Source organism: Streptomyces griseicoloratus (assembly GCF_014534645.1).
Classification (GTDB): domain Bacteria; phylum Actinomycetota; class Actinomycetes; order Streptomycetales; family Streptomycetaceae; genus Streptomyces; species Streptomyces griseicoloratus.
This window is the reverse complement of the sequence record NZ_JACVQF010000187.1, coordinates 198,369-220,014: the sequence shown is the minus strand read 5'-3', so window position 1 is coordinate 220,014 and position 21,646 is coordinate 198,369. Positions and strand designations below refer to the sequence as shown.

The 21,646-nt window shown below is 70.0% G+C and carries 23 protein-coding genes; 9 read left to right on the top strand and 14 right to left on the bottom strand.

Going from position 1 to position 21,646, the window contains the following annotated elements:
* Positions 1-10 precede the first annotated feature (10 nt).
* Complete coding sequence (locus H0H10_RS14780; RefSeq protein ID WP_188181381.1) at positions 11-1,039, top strand: saccharopine dehydrogenase family protein; 1,029 nt, start codon at positions 11-13, stop codon at positions 1,037-1,039.
* 273 nt (positions 1,040-1,312) lie between these two features.
* Positions 1,313-1,819, top strand: a complete 507-nt coding sequence (locus tag H0H10_RS14775; protein WP_188181380.1) for a carboxymuconolactone decarboxylase family protein — start codon at positions 1,313-1,315, stop codon at positions 1,817-1,819.
* An 86-nt stretch (positions 1,820-1,905) separates the two neighbouring features.
* On the opposite strand, the gene H0H10_RS14770 is transcribed toward H0H10_RS14775, so the two are convergent.
* The 4 genes from H0H10_RS14770 to H0H10_RS14755 form a co-directional block, all read right to left on the bottom strand.
* Entirely contained in the window at positions 1,906-3,180 is a 1,275-nt protein-coding gene (locus H0H10_RS14770; protein WP_188181379.1) for an MFS transporter, read from the bottom strand.
* 81 nt (positions 3,181-3,261) lie between these two features.
* On the bottom strand, positions 3,262-3,792 hold the full coding sequence (locus H0H10_RS14765) for a carboxymuconolactone decarboxylase family protein (RefSeq protein ID WP_188181378.1): 531 nt from the start codon (positions 3,790-3,792) through the stop codon (positions 3,262-3,264).
* Between the two features lie 43 nt (positions 3,793-3,835).
* Complete coding sequence (locus H0H10_RS14760) at positions 3,836-4,681, bottom strand: DUF8832 domain-containing protein (RefSeq protein ID WP_188181377.1); 846 nt, start codon at positions 4,679-4,681, stop codon at positions 3,836-3,838.
* A 442-nt stretch (positions 4,682-5,123) separates the two neighbouring features.
* Entirely contained in the window at positions 5,124-5,996 is an 873-nt protein-coding gene (locus H0H10_RS14755) for an alpha/beta fold hydrolase (protein ID WP_188181376.1), read from the bottom strand.
* 99 nt (positions 5,997-6,095) lie between these two features.
* Between H0H10_RS14755 and H0H10_RS14750 the strand changes: the two genes are divergently transcribed.
* A complete protein-coding gene (locus tag H0H10_RS14750) occupies positions 6,096-6,653 on the top strand; it encodes a TetR/AcrR family transcriptional regulator (RefSeq protein ID WP_188181489.1) in 558 nt (185 codons plus the stop codon).
* A 116-nt stretch (positions 6,654-6,769) separates the two neighbouring features.
* Here the strand turns inward: H0H10_RS14750 and H0H10_RS41640 are convergent, their stop codons facing one another.
* Together H0H10_RS41640 and H0H10_RS14740 are read right to left on the bottom strand one after the other, a co-directional pair.
* Entirely contained in the window at positions 6,770-7,060 is a 291-nt protein-coding gene (locus H0H10_RS41640; protein WP_188181375.1) for an antibiotic biosynthesis monooxygenase family protein, read from the bottom strand.
* 73 nt (positions 7,061-7,133) lie between these two features.
* Positions 7,134-7,451 (bottom strand): hypothetical protein, encoded by a 318-nt coding sequence (locus H0H10_RS14740; protein ID WP_188181374.1) that lies wholly within the window; start codon positions 7,449-7,451, stop codon positions 7,134-7,136.
* Between the two features lie 71 nt (positions 7,452-7,522).
* Here H0H10_RS14740 and H0H10_RS14735 point away from each other — a divergent pair, with 71 nt between their 5' ends.
* On the top strand, positions 7,523-8,365 hold the full coding sequence (locus H0H10_RS14735) for a LysR family transcriptional regulator (RefSeq protein ID WP_188181373.1): 843 nt from the start codon (positions 7,523-7,525) through the stop codon (positions 8,363-8,365).
* A gap of 106 nt (positions 8,366-8,471) precedes the next feature.
* On the opposite strand, the gene H0H10_RS14730 is transcribed toward H0H10_RS14735, so the two are convergent.
* Positions 8,472-9,326: an NmrA family NAD(P)-binding protein gene (locus H0H10_RS14730; protein ID WP_188181372.1), complete on the bottom strand. Its 855-nt coding sequence runs from the start codon at positions 9,324-9,326 to the stop codon at positions 8,472-8,474.
* A 160-nt stretch (positions 9,327-9,486) separates the two neighbouring features.
* On the opposite strand from H0H10_RS14730, the gene H0H10_RS14725 reads away from it, so the two are divergent.
* A complete protein-coding gene (locus tag H0H10_RS14725; RefSeq protein WP_188181371.1) occupies positions 9,487-10,089 on the top strand; it encodes a TetR/AcrR family transcriptional regulator in 603 nt (200 codons plus the stop codon).
* A 144-nt stretch (positions 10,090-10,233) separates the two neighbouring features.
* Here the strand turns inward: H0H10_RS14725 and H0H10_RS14720 are convergent, their stop codons facing one another.
* A complete protein-coding gene (locus tag H0H10_RS14720) occupies positions 10,234-10,878 on the bottom strand; it encodes a TetR/AcrR family transcriptional regulator (RefSeq protein WP_188181370.1) in 645 nt (214 codons plus the stop codon).
* A 154-nt stretch (positions 10,879-11,032) separates the two neighbouring features.
* Here H0H10_RS14720 and H0H10_RS14715 point away from each other — a divergent pair, with 154 nt between their 5' ends.
* A complete protein-coding gene (locus tag H0H10_RS14715) occupies positions 11,033-11,995 on the top strand; it encodes a zinc-dependent alcohol dehydrogenase family protein (protein ID WP_188181369.1) in 963 nt (320 codons plus the stop codon).
* Between the two features lie 205 nt (positions 11,996-12,200).
* On the opposite strand, the gene H0H10_RS14710 is transcribed toward H0H10_RS14715, so the two are convergent.
* Positions 12,201-13,829: a CocE/NonD family hydrolase gene (locus tag H0H10_RS14710; RefSeq protein ID WP_223179910.1), complete on the bottom strand. Its 1,629-nt coding sequence runs from the start codon at positions 13,827-13,829 to the stop codon at positions 12,201-12,203.
* A 172-nt stretch (positions 13,830-14,001) separates the two neighbouring features.
* Here H0H10_RS14710 and H0H10_RS14705 point away from each other — a divergent pair, with 172 nt between their 5' ends.
* Positions 14,002-14,718 carry a TetR/AcrR family transcriptional regulator gene (locus H0H10_RS14705; protein WP_188181367.1) on the top strand — a complete coding sequence of 239 codons (717 nt, stop codon included), beginning with the start codon at positions 14,002-14,004 and terminating at the stop codon, positions 14,716-14,718.
* A gap of 123 nt (positions 14,719-14,841) precedes the next feature.
* Here the strand turns inward: H0H10_RS14705 and H0H10_RS14700 are convergent, their stop codons facing one another.
* On the bottom strand, positions 14,842-15,483 hold the full coding sequence (locus tag H0H10_RS14700) for a TetR/AcrR family transcriptional regulator (protein WP_188181488.1): 642 nt from the start codon (positions 15,481-15,483) through the stop codon (positions 14,842-14,844).
* Between the two features lie 118 nt (positions 15,484-15,601).
* On the opposite strand from H0H10_RS14700, the gene H0H10_RS14695 reads away from it, so the two are divergent.
* Complete coding sequence (locus tag H0H10_RS14695; protein ID WP_188181487.1) at positions 15,602-16,552, top strand: alpha/beta fold hydrolase; 951 nt, start codon at positions 15,602-15,604, stop codon at positions 16,550-16,552.
* A 383-nt stretch (positions 16,553-16,935) separates the two neighbouring features.
* Here H0H10_RS14695 and H0H10_RS14690 read toward each other — a convergent pair whose 3' ends face one another.
* Together H0H10_RS14690 and H0H10_RS14685 are read right to left on the bottom strand one after the other, a co-directional pair.
* Positions 16,936-17,229, bottom strand: a complete 294-nt coding sequence (locus tag H0H10_RS14690) for a hypothetical protein (protein ID WP_188181366.1) — start codon at positions 17,227-17,229, stop codon at positions 16,936-16,938.
* A gap of 217 nt (positions 17,230-17,446) precedes the next feature.
* Positions 17,447-18,019, bottom strand: a complete 573-nt coding sequence (locus H0H10_RS14685) for a TetR family transcriptional regulator (RefSeq protein WP_373566839.1) — start codon at positions 18,017-18,019, stop codon at positions 17,447-17,449.
* 63 nt (positions 18,020-18,082) lie between these two features.
* Between H0H10_RS14685 and H0H10_RS14680 the strand changes: the two genes are divergently transcribed.
* Positions 18,083-19,054 (top strand): SDR family NAD(P)-dependent oxidoreductase, encoded by a 972-nt coding sequence (locus H0H10_RS14680; protein ID WP_188181365.1) that lies wholly within the window; start codon positions 18,083-18,085, stop codon positions 19,052-19,054.
* Between the two features lie 58 nt (positions 19,055-19,112).
* Here the strand turns inward: H0H10_RS14680 and H0H10_RS14675 are convergent, their stop codons facing one another.
* A complete protein-coding gene (locus tag H0H10_RS14675) occupies positions 19,113-20,420 on the bottom strand; it encodes a hypothetical protein (RefSeq protein ID WP_188181364.1) in 1,308 nt (435 codons plus the stop codon).
* A gap of 192 nt (positions 20,421-20,612) precedes the next feature.
* Positions 20,613-21,533: a LysR family transcriptional regulator gene (locus H0H10_RS14670; RefSeq protein ID WP_188181363.1), complete on the bottom strand. Its 921-nt coding sequence runs from the start codon at positions 21,531-21,533 to the stop codon at positions 20,613-20,615.
* Positions 21,534-21,646: the final 113 nt, after the last annotated feature.

Sequence of the window (21,646 nt, the reverse complement as noted above, 5' to 3'; positions counted from 1 at the left end):
GGAAGCACCCATGACGACGAGGCCCAGGGTCGCGGTGTACGGCGCGTACGGACACACCGGACGCTTCGTGGTGGCGGAGCTGCGGGAGCGCGGGTTCACCCCGGTGCTCTCCGGTCGCGACGCCGGCAAGCTGAAGGCACTGGCCTCCGCAACCGGGCTGGACGCCCGCCCGGCGTCGGCCGACGACCCGGCTTCGCTCGACCGGGCGCTGGCCGGTGCGGCGGCCGTGGTCAACTGCGCCGGGCCCTTCGCCACGACGGCCGTCCCGGTGATCGAGGCGGCCCTGCGGGCCGGGATCCCGTATGTGGACGTGGCGGCCGAGATCGAGGCCAACGCCGACACCTTCGCGCACTTCGCCGACCGGGCACGAGAGGCCGCAGCGGTGATCGTTCCTGCGATGGCCTTCTACGGCGGCCTCGGCGACCTGCTGGTCACCACGGCGATGGGCGACTGGACGGCGGCCGACGAGGCGCACATCGCCTACGGGCTGAGCAATTGGCACCCCACCGCCGGGACGCGTGCCGCGGGCGTGGTGTCCCGGCAGCGGCGCGACGGCCGGAGCGTCCGCCACCGGAACGGACGGCTGGAGTACCACCAGGACGACCTGCCCACCCTGCAATGGCCCTTCCCCGCCCCGATGGGCCCCCGTGCCGTCATCGGGGAGTTCACCATGGCCGACGTCGTCACCGTTCCCAGCCACCTGTCCATCCCCGAAGTACGCACCTACATGGCGGTCGAGGCGGCCCGGGACATCGCGGCCCCGGACACGCCGGCACCGGCCGCGGCCGACGAGCGCGGACGGTCCGGGCAGACCTTCCTCGTCGACGCGGTCGTGCGCTCCGGCACGAGTGAACGGCGTGCCGTGGCGAGGGGCCGGGACATCTACGCCGTCACCGCGCCGCTGGTCGTGGAAGCGCTCGACCGCATCCTCACGGGACGCACCAGAACGACCGGAGTCGCCTCCGCCGGCGAGATCTTCGACGCCCCCGACTTCCTCCGCGCGCTGTCCCCGCACATCGCCCTGGAACTGCGCCCGTAGCAAGCAGGCCACTGACGCGACATGCCCAGACGGAGACCGCCAGGCCGTCGCCGAGGCCATCGGCGCCGACAAGGTCCGGCTTGCGCACGTCCCCGGGCAACCTCGCGCAAGGCCTGGCCTACCACCTCCATCACCTCACCCCCTTCAGCGCTCAGGAACCCACCGGGCCGGACCGAGGCTCACCTCACGGTGGCAGATCTTCCGCCTGTCACATTTCTGTGTGGCGATCCGTCAGGGCAGTGACAAGAGCATGAAAGCCCGAAGGAGACGGTGATGGAAACACGTTCGATCGCGGCTGAGGTCCCGATGGCTCCGCGGATGTCCGAAGACCCCGCGGAGCTCGTTCCCGAGCTGGCCGAGGTGTCGGCGGCGCTGTTCAAGGTCACCGGCAACGGTTCGGTACCGCGCTCCACGATCAGCCTGGTCCAGCTGCGCGCCGGTCAGATCGTCGGCAGCACCTACCTGACCGTTCTGCACACGGGCTTCCTGCGCAAGGCAGGGGAGTCGGAGGAGCGGATCACGTCGGTGGCGTCCTGGCAGGACTCTCCGTACTTCACCGGTGCCGAGCGTGCCGCGCTGGCACTGGTGGAAGCGGTGCTTCAGCCGTCCGCCGACGGAGAGAGGGTCTCCGACGAGCTGTATGCGAAGGCAGCCGAGCACTATGAGGCCAAGGCGCTCGCCACGCTGATGTTTGCGATCGGCCAGGTCAACTTCTTCATCCCCGTGGCGCTCATCGCCAAGCCGGTGCCCGGCCGGTCGTTCACCGACCCGTGGAAGTGAGGCCACCCGGGGAAGTGAGGGCACCCCGGGAAGGCTCGATGCCCGCTTCCCGTGTCCGGTCTCGCACGAGAGGAGGCCGTGGCGCTTCACGCGGCCTTGGCCAGGGTTGACCGGTCCGTGCCGGGCGCGTGCCGGGCGTGTGCCGCAGGTCCGGTCATGGTTCCTCGTCCATCGTGGCGCGGCCACAGGAGGAGGGCACCGGTCGCTCCCGCCCCGGCAAGGACCGCGAGGACGGACCAGGCGAGGGTGAAGCCGGCGTTCGTGCCGAGCCACCCTGCGACGGGATAGGTGATCAGCCAGGCCAGGTGCGACAGGGAGAACTGGGCCGCGAACGCCTCGGGGATCGCGTTCCGTCCGATGGAGTCGCGCAGGACCTTGCCGGTCGGTGTGATGACCAGTGCCATGCCGATGCCGATCACGGTCCAGATGATCGCCGTACCGGTCCAGGCGGTGAGACCGGCCGCGATGAGCGTCACCGCGGCGGTGGTGCCGCCGACGAGGACTCCGGCGCCGGTCATCATGACGGTGCGGGCAGCTATCCGGTCGAGAACGCGGGGCAGTACGAGGGCGGCCACGAGGGTTCCGGTGCCGGAGGCGGCGAGCATCCAGGCGACGTCCGACTGGGAGCCGCCGAGTTCGTCACGGACGTAGTTGACGGTGTTGACGACGACGATCGACCCTGCCGCCGCGACCACGAGATTGAGCGCCATGACGCCGCGCAGCCGCGGCGTCGCGAGGAAGGTCCTGATCCCCGCTGCCGCCTTGTCCCATGCCCTGGTGTGGACACTGGGGCGGGCGTCGGGGACGCGCGCCGACAGGACGAGCAGGGCGGAGACGAGGAATCCGGCGGAGGTGCCGAGGAACAGCCGGTCGAAGCTCATGAACGTCAGGGCGAGGGCTGCCAGTACGGGGCTGAGCAGGCTTTCCATGGTGTAGGCGACCTGGGAGGCGGACAGGGCGCGCGTGTAGTCGGACTCGTCGGCGACGATGTCGGGGATGACTGCCTGGAACGTCGGTGTGAACGCCGCGGAGGCGGACTGGAGCAGGCCGATCAGGACGTAGATGTGCCAGACCTCGGTGACCAGCGGCAGGGCCAGGACTACCGCACCGCGGACCACGTCGAGGAGGACCAGGAGAGTTCTCCTGGGGAGTCTGTCGACGTACGCGGCGGCCAGCGGGGCTATGACCACGTACATGACCATCTTGATGGTCAGGGCCGTACCGAGGACCATACCGGCGCGCGGACCGGCGAGGTCGTAGGCGAGCAGGCCGAGGGCCACTGTGGTCAGCCCGGTACCGAACAGGGCGATGACCTGGGCACCGAACAGGTGGCGGTAGTCGCGGATGGCGAACAGACGCATGGCGGGTTCCTTCCGTGTCCATGCGGCGGGGCACGGGCCCCGGGTGGAGGCCGTGCCCCGCGAGTACAGGCGGGTGTGTCTCTAGGCACCGGTGTCACTCTCCGGTGTGAGGCCGGCGAGCAGGTTGAAGGCGCCGGTGAGGATGTTGAGTGCGACGACGCCGACGACATCGGCTATCGCGCGGTCGCTGTAGCCGTGCTCACGCAGCGCGATGACCTGTTCGTCCGTGATCGACGTCGGCTCGCGGTAGACCTGGAGGGCGAGGGTGATGATCGCCGCGATCGCGGGATCGGCCGAGGTACCCGCGCGGGCTTGCTCGATCTCTTCCTCGTCCACCCCCATGGCGCGGGCGGCACCGACATGCGCGTCGAGGCACAGCCCGCATCCCTGCAGGACCTGGACGGCGATCGAGATCCGCTCGCTGATCCTGCGGTCGAGCTTGGCTCGTCCCATGGCCCGGCTGAGCTGGAGGTAGCCGCCCAGTACGGCCGGCGAGTGCGCCATCGTGGAAACCATGTCACCGATCTGGCCATGGCGGGAGACCAGGTCGGCGAGGAGGCCGCGCGAGGCGCCGACCGCCGTGTCGGGCGTGAGTGGGGTCAGGCGGGGCATGACGCTCCTTTTCCGAAGCAGCTGATCAGCGGCGTTCGTACGGTCAGTGGTGTGCGTGGTGGCGGTGGCTCTTGTGCTCGTGTGCGGCCTGGGATGCCGCGTCCGGGCGGGGTGCGGTCGCGGTGGTCCGCACCGTGAACTCGGACGTCCGGACGACGTCGTTGTGCTGGAAGTCCAGGAACAGGCGGTAGGTGCCGGCCGAAGGCGCGACCGCCATGAAGGCGATCTCGGGTCCCGGTGCGGTGGTGCCGTCACCGGGTTCGCCCTCCGGGTGGACGTGGAGGTAGCCCAGGTCGCCGACCCGCAGTGCCACCAGGTGCCCGTACGCGGCCAGGTAGGGCTGCAGGTCGGTGACGGGGCGGCCGTTCCGGCTGACGGTGAGGGTCAGCTCGCTCGCCTCACCGGGCAGCAGTGCGCCGTCGAGCGCGACGGTGTACTCGCCGATCTGTGCGGTCCCGGTGGCCTCGGGGAGCGGCCGCGGCTCGTACGGCCCGGCGACCGCGGCGTCGATGCCCAGCGTCATGGCCCCGTCGTGGCCGGCCGGGTGGACGTCGGCGAAGAACCTCCAGTCCCCTGGTTCCAGGGCCAGTTCGACGCTCCAGGTGCCCTTCTCGTCCCTCACCGGGTGTACGTGCTGGAACCCGGCCGTGTCGCGCCGGACGGCGATGAAGTGCAGTTCCTTCTCGTGCTCGGGCACGAACTCGGTCACTGCCTGCCCGTCGGGTCCGGTCACCCGGAAGCTGACCGGCTGCACGCCGGCGGTGAGGATCGTCGAGTCGAGCTCAAGGGTGTACCCGTGCTCGGAGACCGACAGCCCACCGGGCCGGCCTCCGCCGTGGACGCCGTGGACACCGTGGTTGGTCTGGCCGTGGCCGGAGGAATTCCTCATGACATCTCCCATGGGTGCGATGCGCCTTGTGGCGTTGTCCGTTCAGGACGTTGATCGCAACCATATACCCCCCGGGGGTATTCCGGTACCTCGGAGGCGGAATCTTGCGAGAGGGCACGGCTCCCGGGACGAACCGCTCCGCGGGCGCGGCGGCGAGACGGACACCGGTGCGAGCGGCCTCGAGTGTTCTGGTGGTCGGTGCGCTACTGCATCAGTTCGGTATGGGGACGCTCCGGCGAAGTCGGGCAGACGTAGAGCTGCTGCATGTATCCGCTGCCGATTTGGACCGCGGTCGGTTGTCTCGGGGCAGGGTCGGTGACGGGCGGCGTGGCGCGGGCTTCGAGGAGGGACACGGCCACGGACGTGTACCTCCATGCCTTCCGGCCAGGTTGATGCGCCGCTCGACGGTGTCGCGCTGTGTGTATGTCCCGGCGGCCCCGCCTCACTTCACGTGGCGGCCGAGGAAGTCCCTGACCAGCGCGGCGATTTCCGGGCCGTGCGTCTCCAGGGCGAAGTGCCCGGCGTCCAGGAGGTGGATCTCGGCGTCCGGCAGGTCCCGGGCGAAGGCTTCGGCGCCCGCGGGGCCGAAGATCTCGTCCCCGCGTCCCCAGGCGGCGAGCAGCGGGGGCCGGTGGGTGCGGAAGTACTCCTGGAAGACCGGGTAGCCGTCCAGGTTGAACTGGTAGTCCCAGAAGAGCTGGAGCTGGATCTCCTTGTTGCCGGGCCGGTCGAGGCCGGCCTGGTCGAGGGTCCAGGTCTCGGGGCCGATCCGGTCGAGCCGGTCGGCGGGGACGCCGTGGGTGTACTGCCAGCGGGTGGCCTCGGCGGTGAGGAGTTCGCGGACGGCGGCCTCGTTGGCCTCCCGGTCCTTGGCGTGGGCGAAGAGGACGTCCCAGAAGGGGGTGAAGCCCTCCAGGTAGGCGTTGCCGCTCTGGGTGACGATCGCGGTGATCCGCTCGGGCCGGCGGGAGGCGATGCGGAGGCCGATGGGGGCGCCGTAGTCCTGGATGTAGAGGGCGAAGCGGTCGATGCCCAGCTGGTCGACGAGGCCGAGGGTGATCTCGGTGAGCTTCTCGAAGCTGTAGGCGAAGTCCTCGACGGAGGGTGCGGCCGAGAAGCCGAAGCCGATGTGGTCGGGTGCGATCAGGTGGTACGAGTCGGCGAGGTCGGCCATCAGTCCGCGGTACATGTGCGAGCTGGACGGGAAGCCGTGCAGCAGGACGAGGGTGGGGTTGGCCGGGTCGCCGGCCTCCCGGTAGAAGACGTCGAGGCCGTCGACGGTGGTGGTGCGGGCGCGTGCGGCGAAGGTGGGCATGGGTGCTCCCCGTTCCGTGACCGGCCGGGAGAACGATCGTTCTCCCGATGCCCTGTAGAGTAGGAGAACGATGGTTCTCTGCGCAAGGGGTGAGGGATGCTGGACGCGGAAACCGCGGAACTGAAGGTGCTCGACACCGCCGAGCGGCTCTTCGGCGCACGCGGGATCCAGGCGGTCGGCATGGACGCCATCCGCAGCGCCTCGGGGGTCTCGCTCAAACGGCTCTACCAGCTCTTCCCCTCCAAGGACCTCCTGGTCGAGGCCGTCCTGCGGCGCCGCGACGAGGCCGTACGGAGTTCACTCACCGCGCACGGCGCGCGGACCGCCGAGGGGCCGTACGAGCGGGCCCTCGCGGTCTTCGACTGGCTCGCCGACTGGTTCGCGGAGCCCGGGTTCCGTGGCTGTGCCTTCATCAACGGCTTCGGGGAGCTCGGTGGGGTCTCCCCGGCGGTCGCCGCGATCTCCCGCGACCACAAGGAGGCCCTGCGGGCGTACTTCGCCGAGCAGACCGACGCCCTCGGTGCCCCGCCCGTCCTCGCCGACCAGTTGTCCCTGCTCGCCAACGGCGCCATGGCCGTCGCGGGCATCACCGGCTCCCCCGAACCGGCCGCCCAGGCGAAGGCCGCCGCCCGCGTCCTTCTCGACACCGTGCGCTGACCCGGAGGGCCGCGTGCTGTGAACGAGCGGACCCCCGGGAGGCGGACCGAGGAATGCAGGTCCGGCTCCCGGGGGTCCGCTCAGGCGTCGTCACGAGTCCTGTGGGAGTGTGCGGATCAGGACCTGTCGGTGCGCTGCCGCCCGCCGGTCCGCGCGAGCCAGGGGGCGAACAGGCGCGTCATGAACGGCATGACCACGAACGTCATGAGGGATACCAGCGTGGCCGAAAGCACCAGGGTCGTGACGAAGACCGGAAGGCGTTCCACCAGGGGTGCTGCCACCCAGAGCAACACGGTGATCAGCGGATAGATCGCCAGCCAGTTGACGATGGCGAGCTTGTACCGGGGAGGACTCGCCCCTGCCCCAAGGCGAGGAGCGCCCGTGAGGTGAGTCCGTGGTCTCCTCATGGGCACAACGGCCTTCTGCCTCGCGGGGCGTCCCCGAGCGGGCGCCGGGTGCCTGCTCGCCGAACGCGTCGCGTCATGCCTCGGTCTCGTGGTTCACCCACGCCACCTTGTAGGGGTGACGTGCCTGCCAGGTGTGGATCACCTCGCCGGCGCCCGGCGCGGCGAACATGGTCGCGAGGTCTTCGACGGTGTCGACACCGAACTCCAGCACCGCGGTTGCGATGAACGCCGGGATCGCCTCTTCGCCGGCGACCGGGACATGGCGCCGTGCGGAGTACCTCCGCACGACTCCCGTCTCTTTCATGGACTTTTCAATATCGGACAGGAACTGATCGAGGTCCGCGTCTGAGATCCGGTTCTCGAAGGACACGAGCATGGTGTGCGTGAACATGCTTCAACTCAAGCACGCTCCGGATTACGTCGTCCAATACCCACCCGAACGCAAACTGATAACCTGAAGGCATGGATCTGCTGGAAGTGCGAGAGCTGAGATACTTCGTGGCCGTCGCAGAAGAGCTTCACTTCGGCCGCGCGGCATCGCGCCTGCGCATCGCGCAGCCCGCGCTGTCGAAGGCGATCCAGCGCGTCGAGGGTCGCCTGGGCGTGCAGTTGTTCATCCGGACCAGCCGGAGCGTCAAGCTCACAGACGCCGGTGCGGTCCTGCTCGAGCAGGGCCGGCACGCGTTGAACGCCATGGCCGTCGCCGTGCAGAGCACCCGGCAGGCGGCCGAGTCCGGGCCGCTGCGCCTCGTCATGAAGCCGGGAGGTGACGCCGGGCTGCTCTCCGGATTGCTCGCGGAGTACGCGAACACTCCTGACGCCAGACAGGTGGACATCATGTTCCACGCCGGTCGAGAACGAGCAGACCTCGTGCGTGACGGCCGAGCCGACGCCGCTTTGCTGTACGCACCCTTCGACGACCTCACCGGCCTCACGACCAGAACGCTCCACGTCGAGGACCGTGTCGCGGTGCTGCCCGAAGACCATCGCCTGGCCGAACTCCCCAGCATCGGCTACGCGGATCTCGAAGGAGAGACCTTCCCCCGTTGGCGTGGCGTATCCGATGAGAAATCCGACGGGCCGGAGCTGAACGATGTCGCCGAACTGATTCCGATGGTCAGGATCGGACGAGTCGTCGCAGTCCTTCCTCGCTCACTGGTCACCCCGACACCGCCCGGTACGGCCTGTGTCCCCGTCGCCGACGCCGAGCCGAGCTCCATCGTCATCGGGTGCAACGAGCACGACCACCGCGACTCCCTCGCCGCCCTCATGGAAGCGGCAGCAACGGCGAACGGCAGGGTCTGAGGTTCTGTCTCCTTGGCCGGCGTAGGAGTGGCTCGATCCGCGCCCACTGCGTTTCAGGCAAGGGCGTGCCCAGATCGACAACCAGGCGATCGGAGAGCAGCTCGGTTCAGGTGGCGATGTGGGCTGCGAGCCGGTCTGCGGCGGTGCGGGGCTCGCGGCCGAGGAGTTCGGCCAGCAGAGGGCCGGCTTCGGCGAAGTAGCCCGCGCGGGCTGCCTGGTACCAGGTGAGCATGAGCCGGGCCATCTGCTCCGGCACACCGATCGTGATCTGGTCGGCGACCCACTGTTCGTCGTCCAGGACGACGCGCTTGATGGTGCGACCGGTGAGGTCTGAGGCGATCTTGGTGAAGTCGTCGAAGGTGACGGCGGTCGGCGCGGTGAGGGTGACGGGGCCGTCGAAGGAGCGGTCACCGGCGAGGACGACCGCAGTGGCCTCGGCTATGTCGGCACGGTCGGTATACGGTACGGGGCCGTCTTCCGGCTGGGCGATCACGCCGGTCCGCTGCCACGGGCCGAGAACCTGATCGAGCGGGCCGTACGCGCCGTTGCGCAGTGCGGTCCAGGCGACTCCGCAGTCGCCGAGGATCGCCTCGGTGGCGATGTGGATGTCCGACGGCCGGTACGGGTTGCCGGGGACGGCGCCCTGCTGGCTCGTGTAGAGGATCCGCCGGGCGCCGGCCGCCACCGCGGCTTCGACGGCATTGCGGTGCAGGCCGACCATGTCGGCGGCCGGGTCGTTGCCGGACACCAGAAGGACCTGCTCGGCACCGGCGAATGAGTCACGCAGCGTGGCCGGGTCCTCGTAGGAGCCCTGCCGCACGCGCACGCCGCGGTCGGCGAAGTGCTGCGCCTTGGCGGTGTCGCGGACACTGACACCGACCTGGCCGGCCGGTACGCGCTTGAGGAGGTGCTCGACGGTGGCGCCGCCCAGCCCACCGGTGGCGCCGGTGACAACGATCATGTTCTTGACCTTCCTGAGCGCCCACGGTGTCCGACTTGGTGGTGGGCGGAATCGTAAGTTGACCACGCGAGTCAAGTTCTCTTGTGATCTGCGACCGTAGGTAAGCTGACCCGGCGAGTCAAATTACGGCGACGGGCGACAGGAAGAGACGGTGAGGGCCATGGCCGGTGCGGTGCCTTCGGAATCCCGGCTGCGCGCCGACGCCCGGCGCAATTCCGAGCAGATCCGCTCTGCCGCGATCGGCGCCTTCCAGGGGCAGGGCCTGACGGTGCCGCTGGAGGAGGTCGCCAAGGCGGCAGGGGTGAGCAAGGCCACGATCTTCAACCGGTTCGGCGGGCGTATCGGCCTCATCGAAGCCGTCATCGAAGAGGTCGTGGCGCGTGAGCTGTTCGCCGTCATCGAGCACACGCGGACCATCGACGACGCCGGCGAGCGGATCGCGTACTACATCACCGCGATCCGCGACCTCCAGTACCGCCAGCCCGCCTTCAACGACGTCCTGCTGCAGACATATCCGCACTCGCAGCAGCTCATGGAGATCTGCCGGGTCGGAAGCGAGGCCAACGAAGAGCTCATCGCAGCGGCACGGGCCTCCGATGCGCTGCGGCCGGAGTTCACGGCGGGCGATCTCCACGCACTCGTCGTCGACAGCGCCCTCGCCCTCAAGCACGGCGAGCGGCCCCCTCGGGACGACTACGACCGCCGCACCATGTACCTCCTGGACGGAATCCGCGGGCGCTCCTCCGCTTCCGGCGGACGATGACAGCTTCCTCGCCCTGGCGTCCCGCGTCGCCCTGCGGGCTCGTCCCGCTCCGGCGCAGCGCGAGATCCGTGCAGCCGGGTGACGGTTGGATGGTCCCAGTCGACCTCGGAGTGCGCGGCGACCACCGCGACCCGAGCCCCGGATTCATTGCGTGCCGGGGGAGTGGGTGAGCTGCAGGCGGGGTGCCGGCGGCAGCGGCGTGGGCGCTCCCGTCCCCGGTACGGTGCGGAACGCCTCGATCACGTAGGCGGCGAAGCGGCGGGAGGCCGCGACCCGGGCCGCGCGCGGCGTGTCCTGGAGGCCCCGGTGGGCCATGAGCATGAGGACCAGGTCGTCGACGACGAAGCCGGGGCGCAGCCGGCCGGTCTCCTGGGCACGGCGGGCCAGTTCGCTGACCGCGCGCAGCGTCTGCTCCCGGTCGGCGGCGAAGTCCATGGCCTCGGGGAAGGCCGTCATGAAGGCGTCGGCGAATCCCCGGCTGTGCGCGTGGAGTTCGCAGATCCGCTCGACCAGGCTCCGGAACCCGTGCCACGGGTCCGGGTCCGCAAGGGCGTCGCGGACGGCGGCATGGCAGGCTCGCCGCTGCTCGGCGAAGGTCTCCACGATCAGTGCCTGCTTGGTCGCGAAGTGCCGGTACAGCGTGGCGGGGCCGACGCCCGCATGCCGGGCGACCTCGCGCATGGGCGCACTCAGGCCCTCCTCGCCGAACACCGCGCGGGCGGCCTCCAGGATGCGGGCACGGTTGTCGCGGGCGTCGGAGCGCACGGCGTGAGGCAAACGGTCGGTCATGGCCTCTCACTTTAGCCAAACGGACGGGGGCGTCCGTTACGGTCCGATGGCGGTGACACCGCCCCGTGCCGGCACCGCGCGCTGTGGGAGACCGGCTCGACGCCCATGACCGCAGCAACCGCGATCCGTCCCTCCACCGACCCGAGGAGCAGAGATGAAAGCCGTCGTGATCAGGGAGTTCGGCAACCCCGATGGTCTGGAGGTCGTCGACTTGCCCGCCCCCGTCCCCGCCCCGGGGCAGGTGCTGATCGCCACGGAGGCGGTCGGGGTGGGCGGCGTGGACGCCGTGATCCGCCGGGGAACGCTCCCCGCCTACGGCTTCCGGGAGGGCCATCTCCTCGGCAGCGAGGTCGCGGGAAGGGTCACCGCGGTGGGGGAGGGCGTGGACGCCTCGTGGATCGGGCGGCGGGTGTGGGCGTTCACCGGCCTGTCCGGTGGGTACGCCGAGCGGGCCGTCGCCGCGGTCGAGGACGTCCTTGCACTGCCCGACGGCCTGACCGGCGCCGACGCGGTGACCCTCGGCAGCTCCGGCGTGGTCGCCCACTTCGCCCTGGACCGGGCCGGTTGCACGCCCGGTGAGACGGTGCTCGTGCGCGGTGCGGCGGGCAGCATCGGAATCACCGCGGTCCAGCTCGCAGCCAGGGGCGGCGCGGGCGCGGTGGCGGTCACCACCTCGTCGGCGGAGCGCGGCGCCCGCCTGCGCGACCTGGGCGCGACCCATGTCCTCGACCGCTCCGGCGAGGGCGGCCCGGACGCACCGGCGGGCTTCGACGTGGTGATCGATGTCGTGGGAGGTCCCCAGCTTCCCCTTTTCCTGGACAAGTTGAACCCCAACGGGCGGTACGTGGCTGTCGGTGTGGTCGGCGGGCAGCCGCCGGCGGACTTCGGCATGCGGCTGATGAACGCCTTCCGCAGGTCCCTGTCGTTCGCCACCTTCAGCTCCGACACCGTGCCCGGCCCCGACCGGCAGGCCGTGCGGGCGACCCAGTTCGCCGATGCTGCGCACGGGGACCTGCGCACGGTCGTGCACGAGGTGCTGCCTCTGGACCAGGCGGCGCTGGCCCACCACCAGATGGACGCGGGCAAGGTGTTCGGCAGGGTCGTGCTGGCACCCTGAACCGGGCAGGGACGGCGTTCACGGCCCGGGCAGTGAAACAGGACCCGCTCAGCTCGTAGCTGACGCCCGGCGCCGACGGTCACCACCGCCGGCGCCGGGCACGTGCGTGGCGTGCCCGGCTGCCGCTGCAACCCGGAGACGGTCGGCCCGGACGACGTAGACCGCGCCGAGGAGTGAGCCGGGCCGGGCCGTCGGGTCCGGCCGGTCAGCCGTTCCCCGCAGGGCCGAGACCGGAACCGCGGGCGTGCATCGCAAGCACCAGCGCCGAATCCGCGTGAACCGTGATGCGTACCGGAGTGAAGGCGGTGGCGTCCACCGGCGACTCCCCGTTGCCGGTACTGCGGGCGAAGCGCGGATGGGCGCCTCCGCTGATCTGCCAGCGTATGCGGTGACCGACGGCAAATCTGTGGGCGGTCGAGCTCATCGGCACGGTGATCTGCGACGGCTCCTGCCCATCCGTCCGCAGCCGGCCCAGCCCGTCACAGATGTTGACGGAGCGGCCCTGTGTGTCCACGTCGCACAGGCGGGTGAAGACGTCGGCATGACCGGTGTCCGTGGAGATGCTCAACCGCGCCGAGACCGGCCCGAGAATGTCCACGGGCTCGGTCAGCGGAGGACCGGTGAACGTCAGTACGTCTTCCCGAGCCTCCAGGCTGCTGTTGTCGCGAGGACCGGCGGTACGGGAGAGCAGGGGGCCGCCCAGGGACGGGGTGGGGTCGCCGGGGTCGTAGCAGAAGGACGTCAAGGGTGCGGAGTCCGTGGGAGCCTGCCGGGTGAGATGTCCCTGCGCGGTGGGAAACCACGGGCTGACGGCCGTGGCCGGCGGCCAGTCGTCGAGGTTCCGCCAGGCGTTCTCGCCGCCGACGTGCACGCGCACCCTTGTGGGACGCAGGCCGGAGGGATCGGCGCACAGGTGAGCGCGCAGCCAGGCGAGGCTCTCGGCGAACACCTCGGGCCATCCCTGCTGCAGAGCGGAGGTGTGGGTCCAGGGGCCGACGAGCAGGGCGGTCTCGCATCCGGCCCGACGCAGCCGGTCGTACTGCTCGAAGGTCTGGTCGGCCAGTGTGTCGTGCCATCCGGTGATCAGACTCGTGGGCACGCCGAGTCGTTCCGCCGCCTCGGCCAGGGACGCGCCGCGCCAGTACGGGTCCTCGGCGTCCGGGTGCGTCATCACATCGTCCAGCCAGGGCACTTCGCCCCCGAGGGCCGACGCGTACGCCCCGCGCAGCGGCTGCGCGGTGATGACATCACGCAGGCGTCGTTGCAGGCGCAGCGTCGCCCTCAGGAACGGTGCCATGCCCTGGTGCTGGTAGGTCATGCCTACACCGACGGCGAGGGCGGTCTCCAGGCGCAGCGCACCGTGCGCGTGGAACAGGGCGTAGGGATCATGCAGGCCCACCTGCACCACCATCGCCTTCAGTTCCGGCGGCGGGTCCATGGCGAGGGCCCATTGCACGTAGCCCAGGTAACTGGGGCCGACGGTCCCCAGTGTTCCGTTGAACCAGGGCTGCTCGCGCAGCCAGGACACCGTGGCCCGGCCGTCGGCGGCCTCGTTGCGCCACAAGTCGAACGCGCCCCCCGACCCGCCGGTGCCGCGGCAGCTCTGCAGGACCACGTGAAAGCCCTGTTCGGCGAAGAGCAGGCCGTACATGGGGGACCACGGCACGCCTCGGCCGTACGGCGAGCGGACCAGGAGGGTGGGGAAGTCACCCTCTGCGCGAGGGAAGTAGTGGTCCGTGATCAGCGGGCTGCCATCGGCGGCCGGTACCACCAGCCCCGGCTCCCACCCGGCATCGTGCAGTCGGGCCGGGAGACGGCGCCATGTCGCCCTCATCATCCGTGAGGCAAGGGGCGGTTTCCCCGCGGGCGGTGCCCAGGCCGGCCTCGGCACAGGACCGTGCGTGCGTGATGTCATCGTTCCCCTCCTGCATTTCCGTACGATGTACGAGAATAGAGGATGCTTGACTGGGGCCCGCAAGGGCCGCCGATCAAGAAGGAACGTGACCATGTCCCGTGACGGAGGAGCCGGCGCCCCGGGCGTCGACCCTCAGCAACTCTGGCTGACCCCCGTCCAGCCCCGCAGGGGCCGCAAGCCTGCCTACAGCCGAGAGGCGATCACCGCGGCGGCCGTCACCCTGGCGGACACCGAAGGGCTCGACGCGGTCACCATGCGGAAAGTCGCCGCACGGGTCGGAGCCGGCGTCATGTCGCTCTACAGCTACGCCCCCGACAAGGAGACGTTGCTGAATCTGATGGTCGACCAGGTCAGCGGCGAACTGCCGACCACCACCACGCTCACCGGCGACTGGCGCGCCGACCTGAAGGCCCTCGCCCACCTTCAGCGCGCCCTCATGCTGCGACACCCCTGGCTGCCCGCCGCCCTGTCCGCCCGCCGCATCCCTGGACCCAACACCCTGGCCTTCCTGGAACACGCGCTCGCCGCCCTGCGGCCCACCGGACTGGACGGCAGGGCGAAGCTGGAGATCTTCGCCCAGCTCACAGCATTCGTGGCCGGACACGTCGCCCATGAGATCGCGCAGGCCGCAGCCTCGCAGTCCCCCGACCGGGCCGCCGCCGAAGCCCGCTACCTCGCCGCTGTCGCCGCGGACGGCCACCACCCGGAACTCGCCGAAGCCCTCTCCGCCCCCGGGCGCCCCCTCACCCCCGAAGCCACCTTCACCCGGTTCCTCAACCGCCTGATCGACGGCCTCGACACCGGCTGATCCAGGCCATCCCCGAGCAGATGAGCACCGCGAAGCGCCGAATGCCTGCGCCCGCCTCACGGGATGTCTTAGCGGGATGCCTCAAGCGGGCGGCCTGGCCCACCTGTCCGGCGCACAGGTGGCTCATGGTTTCTGCGCGGGCTGCGTCCGGGCCCGGCCCGCGGGGGTGAGGAAGATCCGGTCGAGGTGGTAGGAGAGGACCGCGGCCGCGGACTCTGCGCTGCGTTGGCCCACCAGGACGCTGGTGCCCAGTCCTGCGGACATGGCCAGCAAGCTGATCGCCTCCGCCTGCGGATCCGCTCCGGGCCGCAGCTGCCCGTCCGTCGCCGCCCGCGTGAGCAGCTTCGTGACGGTGGCCTCGGCGGTGTCGGGTTCCTTGATGTACGGCTGGGCCGCAAGCGTCTCGTCGGTGACCGCCAGGACCGCGTAGGCGGTGTACAGGTGGTGGAACACGCGGCTCTCCTCGTCGGTGGGCAGCGCTGCCCAGAGCAGGGCCTCGACGACCGCGCGCGGTCCCGGATCGTCCCCGGCCGCCCGGACGCGGGCGGCCACCCGCTGCCCGAAGCGTTCCGCAACGTGCCGCAGCCCGAACAGGAGCAGCTTCTCCTTGGACTCGAAGTAGTACTGCACCAGCCGTAGGGACACCCCTGCTTCCGCCGCCACGTCACGCATCCCCACCGCATGGAGGCCGAGCCGCCCGGAGGCGCGGACCAGGGCCTCCGCGATCTCGGTTCGCCGTTCCGCATGGTCCACCCGCTTGGGCACGATCCGCTTCTCCACTTCCCTGAGCCGACGCTGCCGAGGCTGCACACAGCCTCGTTGTTGATACGGTCGTACCATAGTCGTGATACGTTCGTATCACGAACGATCCAGCCCCTCGGAGGTGGCCGTGCCCGAGTCCGTACCGCGTCCCCCGGCTGATGTCGGCCGCTACGTCAGTGACGTCCGACGTGAGCGCTACTTTGCAGCCTGCGACGCGGTCTATGCGCTGGGAGCAACCGCGTCCGCGGAGCAGGACGTGGAAACGTCCTTCGGTACCACGCACGTCTACCGGTACGACCCCGCCGATGCGGCCGCCCGCGATCGCACACCCGTCGTCCTCCTGCACGGCGCGGGCTCCTGCTCCGCCATGTGGTACCCGAACACCCGCGCACTGAGTGCCGTGCGCCCCGTCTACGCACTCGACACTCCGGGCGACCCCGGCCGCAGCGAGCAGCGCGCCCCGATCCACCAGCCCGAGCACGCCGCACAGTGGCTGGACGAGACCCTGGCCGCGCTCGGACTCGACCACGTGCACCTCGTCGGCTCCTCCTACGGCGGCTGGCTCGCCCTCAACCAGGCACACCGCAAACCCGAACGCCTCGCCTCGGCCACGCTCCTCGACCCCGGCGGCCTGGAGAAAGTGGGGCTGCGCTTCTTCACCTGGATCTTCATCAGTCTCTTCGCGACCTTTGCCCCCAGAGCGCTGCGACCCCGGCTCGCGGCCTGGCTCGACCAGCCCGTACTGGTCGTACCAGAACTGCGCGCCATGGTTCACGCGAGCAGAAGCGCCTTCCGCATCCGCCGCCCGGCGCCACTGCCCCTGTCCGACGCCGAACTGGCCGGCATCCGCACGCCGCTGTACCTGGTACTCGGACAGCGCAGCCTGATACTGCATCCGCAGCGGCAGGCCGAGCGCATTCCCCGGCTGATACCGGGCGCCCGGGTCGAGGTCGTCGCCGGCACGGGCCACGGACCGCAAATAGACCACGCCGAAAAGGTGAACCACCTCATGCTGGACTTCATGGAGTCCGCCGGACACGACCAGCCGAAGACCGGCGAACGCAAGTCCTAGGGAACGCGGCCCCGCAGCACCCGGCAAGCGGCGGGACGGGCAGCACGTACCGGCGTCCGCAAGCCGACCACGGGAGGCGCCTGCTGACCGATTACCGCAGACCCCGTCCAGGCCGTCGTCTTCGCCTGCGAGACGGGGCTGATCGCCCCGGGCGCGGGCGCCTGGATGATGGATTCCACGGTCAGTGGTCGTAGCCGGTCTTCAACGGCCGTCGCACGGCTCGTCGTTCGCAGGCACCGGCTTCGTGTCGGCCGCCAGGCAGGAGGAGTACACCCGCGGCGGCGTGGGCCGCGGCTCCGGTTCCGATGCGGCGCCCACGGCGATGATCACCCCGGCACCGACGCAGGCCGGCCCTGCCATCGCGGCGAGCCATGTACGGCGGCTCACCGATCGCCACGCAAATGGTTGCGGAGCTCGTCGCGGCAGTCGTCCTCGGTGCCGACCCGGACTCGCGAGAAGGCCAGCACTCCGTCTCCCTTGCCTTCCTGCTCGGCCTTGGCCAGCCGGCTCTCGATGTCCGCGATGTACTCGGCGCACTCGGCGCTGACAGGCTCCTCGGGCTGCGGGTCCGCTGCCGAGGAGGCGTTCGGTCCGGCGGTGGCGGCGATACCGCCTGCGCACAGCACCACCCACGCGGCAACCGAGGCGCGGCGGCTCATCCGTATCGGCTTGGGCATCCAGGCATCCTACGAGCGCTGCGCCGGGCTGTCGCCGTATTGCGAGGGCGACGGCGTCCGACCGGTCCATGTCATCTTCTGGCACAACGGCAGAGACGCGCGGGACGCTCCCGGGGGGCAGGGCCTGGTGTCACGAAGGGTTGTACGCCGCCGCCGGCCACGTTCGCCCACGCAGGCATCGCCGCCCCGTTCTCCTGCGCCAATGCCGGGAACCTCTTCAGCGCACCAGTAGAGCGATGGCGACCTTCAGCCGGTCGAGGTAGAACTCCCGTGATGCAGCCTGATGCTTGAGACCGATAGATGTGCTGATCATCGTCTGCGCGATGGAGGCGGCCGCCTCTTGCCCCGACTCGAGGGCGATCGCGTTCGTGATCAGTTCCTCGAAACGCCGCGGCGTGGTTTCGACGATCTCTCCGAGGAGGCCGGGGTTGTCCTCGATGACCGCCGCGACATCGCGCGACAGCGGGCCGATGTAGCGGCCCGCCCACTGGTCGAACGCTTCCACGAGGCGCTCCGGAAGGGGGCGGCCGGTGTCGGCCAGGACGTGTTCGACTGCTGTGATGTCCCGCTCCAGGGCCTGGGTGACCGCGGCACGGAACAGGGCCTCCTTCGAAGAGAAGAGGAAGTAGAGACCGGGCCGGGAGATGTGCGCCGCCCGTGCCACCTCCTCCATCGAGGTCTTCCGGTATCCGAATCGCGCGAACGTGGCCATGGCGGAGTCCAGAACCAGGGTTCGGCGGTCGGCATCGGCGGCTGTCGACAGCGGATGGCCGGCATCGGGACTGCTCATGGAGCGAGCATACGAGCGAGAAACGAACTATACAAATCAAGTACAGTGCGTATAGTCCGTGTCATGGTCACTCGCACCCTCATCACCACCCCCTTCACCGCCTCCAGCACCGCGGACGAAGTACTGCGGGGCGTCGGCCTTGCCGGTGTCCGCGCGATCGTGACGGGAGCTTCCTCCGGACTCGGAATCGAGACGGCTCGTGCGCTGACCGCCGCCGGGGCGGAAACGACGCTCGCCGTACGGAACACGACTGCGGGTGACGCCGTTGCCGACAGGATCGCGAAGTCGACCGGAGGGATCCGGCCCCGAGTCGTCCGGCTCGACCTTGCCGACAGAGCCTCCGTCACGCGATTCGTCGACGCGTGGGCCGGCCCGCTCCACCTGCTCATCAACAACGCCGGCGTGGTCACCGGTGGCCTCGAACGAACGCATGAGGGCTGGGAGCTGCAGTTCGCGACGAACCACCTCGGCCACTTCGCGCTGGCCACCGGCCTTCACGGTGCCCTGGCGCTGGGAGCGGCAGACCGCGACGGAGCACGGATCGTCTCGGTCAGTTCGACGGCACACATGCGTTCCGGCATCGACTTCGACGACCTCCACTTCGAGCGCCGCAGCTACGACCCGCAGATTGCTTACGCCCAGTCGAAGACGGCGAACTCCCTCTTCGCCGTCGAGGCGACCCGCCTCTGGGCGTCCGACGGCATCGTCGCCAACGCGGTGAACCCCGGTGGTATCGCGACGGGACTGCAGCGGAACTTCACACCAGAACAGCGGGAGTCGCTCGACGCGGCCGAGGCCGCCGGAGTCTTCACGTACAAAACGGTCGAGCAGGGGGCCGCCACCAGCATCGTCGCGGCCGTCGCCCCTCAGTTCGCCCACTCCGGAGGCCACTACCTCGACGATGCGCAAGAGGCCTACACGGTGCCGAACGACGCCGACCTCGCGCAGCACCCGCACGGTGTCAAGGAATGGGCGCTCGATCCCGCCACCGCCAAGCGTCTCTGGACCGTCTCGACCGACCTGCTCCGCGCCTGACCCGTCAACGCCGCAGCAAGCGGCGCCACCGCCTTCGCATGCCGGGACATCGGCCGGCTCACGTTCCTGGTGGCCCGCCGCCGCGCTCGCCTGTTCGCGTGTCCTCAGGTCCGGCAAGGGCTTCGGGCAGGGCTCGGAGCACCTCGAGGTTCGGTGCCGCTTGGCGGAGGGTCCGGGAGCTTCTGCCCGTGGCTCCTGACAGCTGCCCCAGACGTTCGACCAGCTTCTTCTCCGCATGGGGCTGCGTCATGGCGCCGAGGCCTCCCAGGAGCAGTGCGCCGCCACCGACGGCGAATGGAGCCGCGGGGAGCGAGACCGGGGTTCCACGAAACTGCCCCAGGGGCACGGATTTCCCTGCCAGCTGTTTCGCGGCGGCAGACGTGGCGGCCGTGATCACCGATGATGCCGAAGACAGCAAGTTCATGTGCTTCGGGGTCCGGAACCGGGCTCGGACGTCCTCGTCGAGCCGGCCGAGCCGGCCGTGGATGTTCTCGATCTCGGCACGGAGCTCGGAGACGGACCTGGTGATCCGCTCAGCTCGGGTCCTGGCGACGTCAGGCTTGCCCTCGTGGTAATCGAAGGCGATCTGGGCGAGTCCGAACTGGACCGTGGCTGCATAGCACTTCGCCATCAGGTCGAGGTGCAGCATTACCTCTTCCACAGCCCCCTCGCTCAGGCTCTTCTCCGCCTGACGCAGGGACCTCTGTCCGGCGTTTTCCAGTCGCGTGACCGCATCCTGAAGATGGCGAAGGCACTTGCGTCTCGTGTCACCCAGGCTGTTCCTCATGACCGAGAAGTCGCTTGCCTCGACGCCACGCTCACCATGGGTACGCAGCCGCGCCACCAGATCCTCGACCTGCTCGACGGCGTTCTCGACAGCACCGATGTGGTCGGACTGCAGATGGTCGTAGAGCTCGGCCAGCCGCTGTCGGATGGCCTTGATGTCGCGGGCCATCTCGGCAGCCTGAGCCTGAGCCGCGATGGCACCCAGGACGGCTGCCCCACCTGACACGGCGGCGACACCCGTGGCGGGACGGACACGCATCAGGCGCGTCACTCGGCCCTGGTTGTTCCGGATGGTGCTCTGGATCCAGCCGCCCTCCTCGGCGATCACCCTGCCGGCCTTCATCATTTTGCGAGAGACCTGGTCGACTTCGACCAGGTGGCCGGTCAGACGCCGAGCCTCGATGAAGGCCCGCACCGCAGGGTCCAGTGTCTTTGCGAGAGCCGTCCATTCGCTGGGGGTGAGGTCGGCAACCCAGCGCCCCCAACGTGAACGCTTCGCCCGTGAAGGAGCACCGATCACGACGGCGTGATCCTCCGCCACACAGACGACGACCTCTTGGGGCTCATCCCTCAGCGACACTTCGTGCAGTCCCCTCGACCGGACTCGACATCCCGGCCGATTGTAGGCCTGGGCCCCAACGCATTTCGGGTGAACGGATCAATGCCACCGCCGGCTCAACGGACGGCAGCGGCCCTTGTCTTCCCCCGGCGACGACCGACCCGGCGGGCACGAGACAACGCGGCTGCCGTGCCGGGCCCCTGCCCGTCCGCCTCATGTCCCGCGGGCGGACCGGAGAAGATGGTCGCGTACGAGGGCGACGTGCGGGTTCGTCGATGAGCCGGGGCGCTGGACGAGGAAACCGGTGTTGATGGGGGCATCGTCCGGGTCGTTCAGGAGGACCAGGGCGCCGGAGGCCAGCTCGTCGGCGCACAGGTAGCGGGGGAGCACGCTGTATCCGGCGCCGCCCGCCACGGCGCTCTTGACCGCGCGCAGGTCCGGCACCGTGACGGCGGGGGTGCAGGTCAGGCGCTTGCCGAAGACGTGCCGCCAGTAGCGGCGGACGATCGGCACATCCTCGGCGTACGAGATGAGGGGGACGCCGTGCAGCGCCGCGGGGCCCTCGGTCGCGAGGCGCGAACCGATGCGGTCGGCCCACGGCGGAGCGGCGACCAGCACGAACTCCTCGTCCGTCAGGGGAACCGAGGCGAGGCTGCGGCCGCGGGGGCGCAGCGTGGCCACCACCAGGTCGTGCCGTCCCGCACGCAGTGCCTCCAGGAGATCGTCGGTGAGGCCGAACGTGAAGCGAAGGCGCACACCCTTGTCGATGAGCGGGGCAAGCGTCGGCAGCACGCAGTGCGAGAGGTACTCGGCCGGGCCCGCCAGGTGAACGGGGTCCGCGTCGCCCTCGCCGAAAAGCCCGCCGAAGCCGCCGACCGTGCCGAGCGCGTCCAGCGGCTCCATGACGCGCGCGGCGAGTTCGTCCGCGAACGGGGTCGGGGCGACGCCACGCGGGAGCCGCTCGAACAGCTCCCGGCCCAGCTGGTTCTCCAACGAGCGGATCTGGGTGGTGACCGTGGGCTGCGACAGGCCCAGCATGCGGGCGCCTGCAGTGAAGGCGCCGGCCCGGTACACCGCGAGGAACGTGCGCAGCAGATTCAGGTCGGGAAGGCCGCTCCCCTGGGGCGCGGCCATTCCCGGCCTCCCATTGGTTCCTCTATCTCTCACATGTACGAGCCTATTGGATTCCAATGGGGGAGGAGTCCTACCTTCGAGGACATCACCGCACTGACGGACCGAGTGCGAAG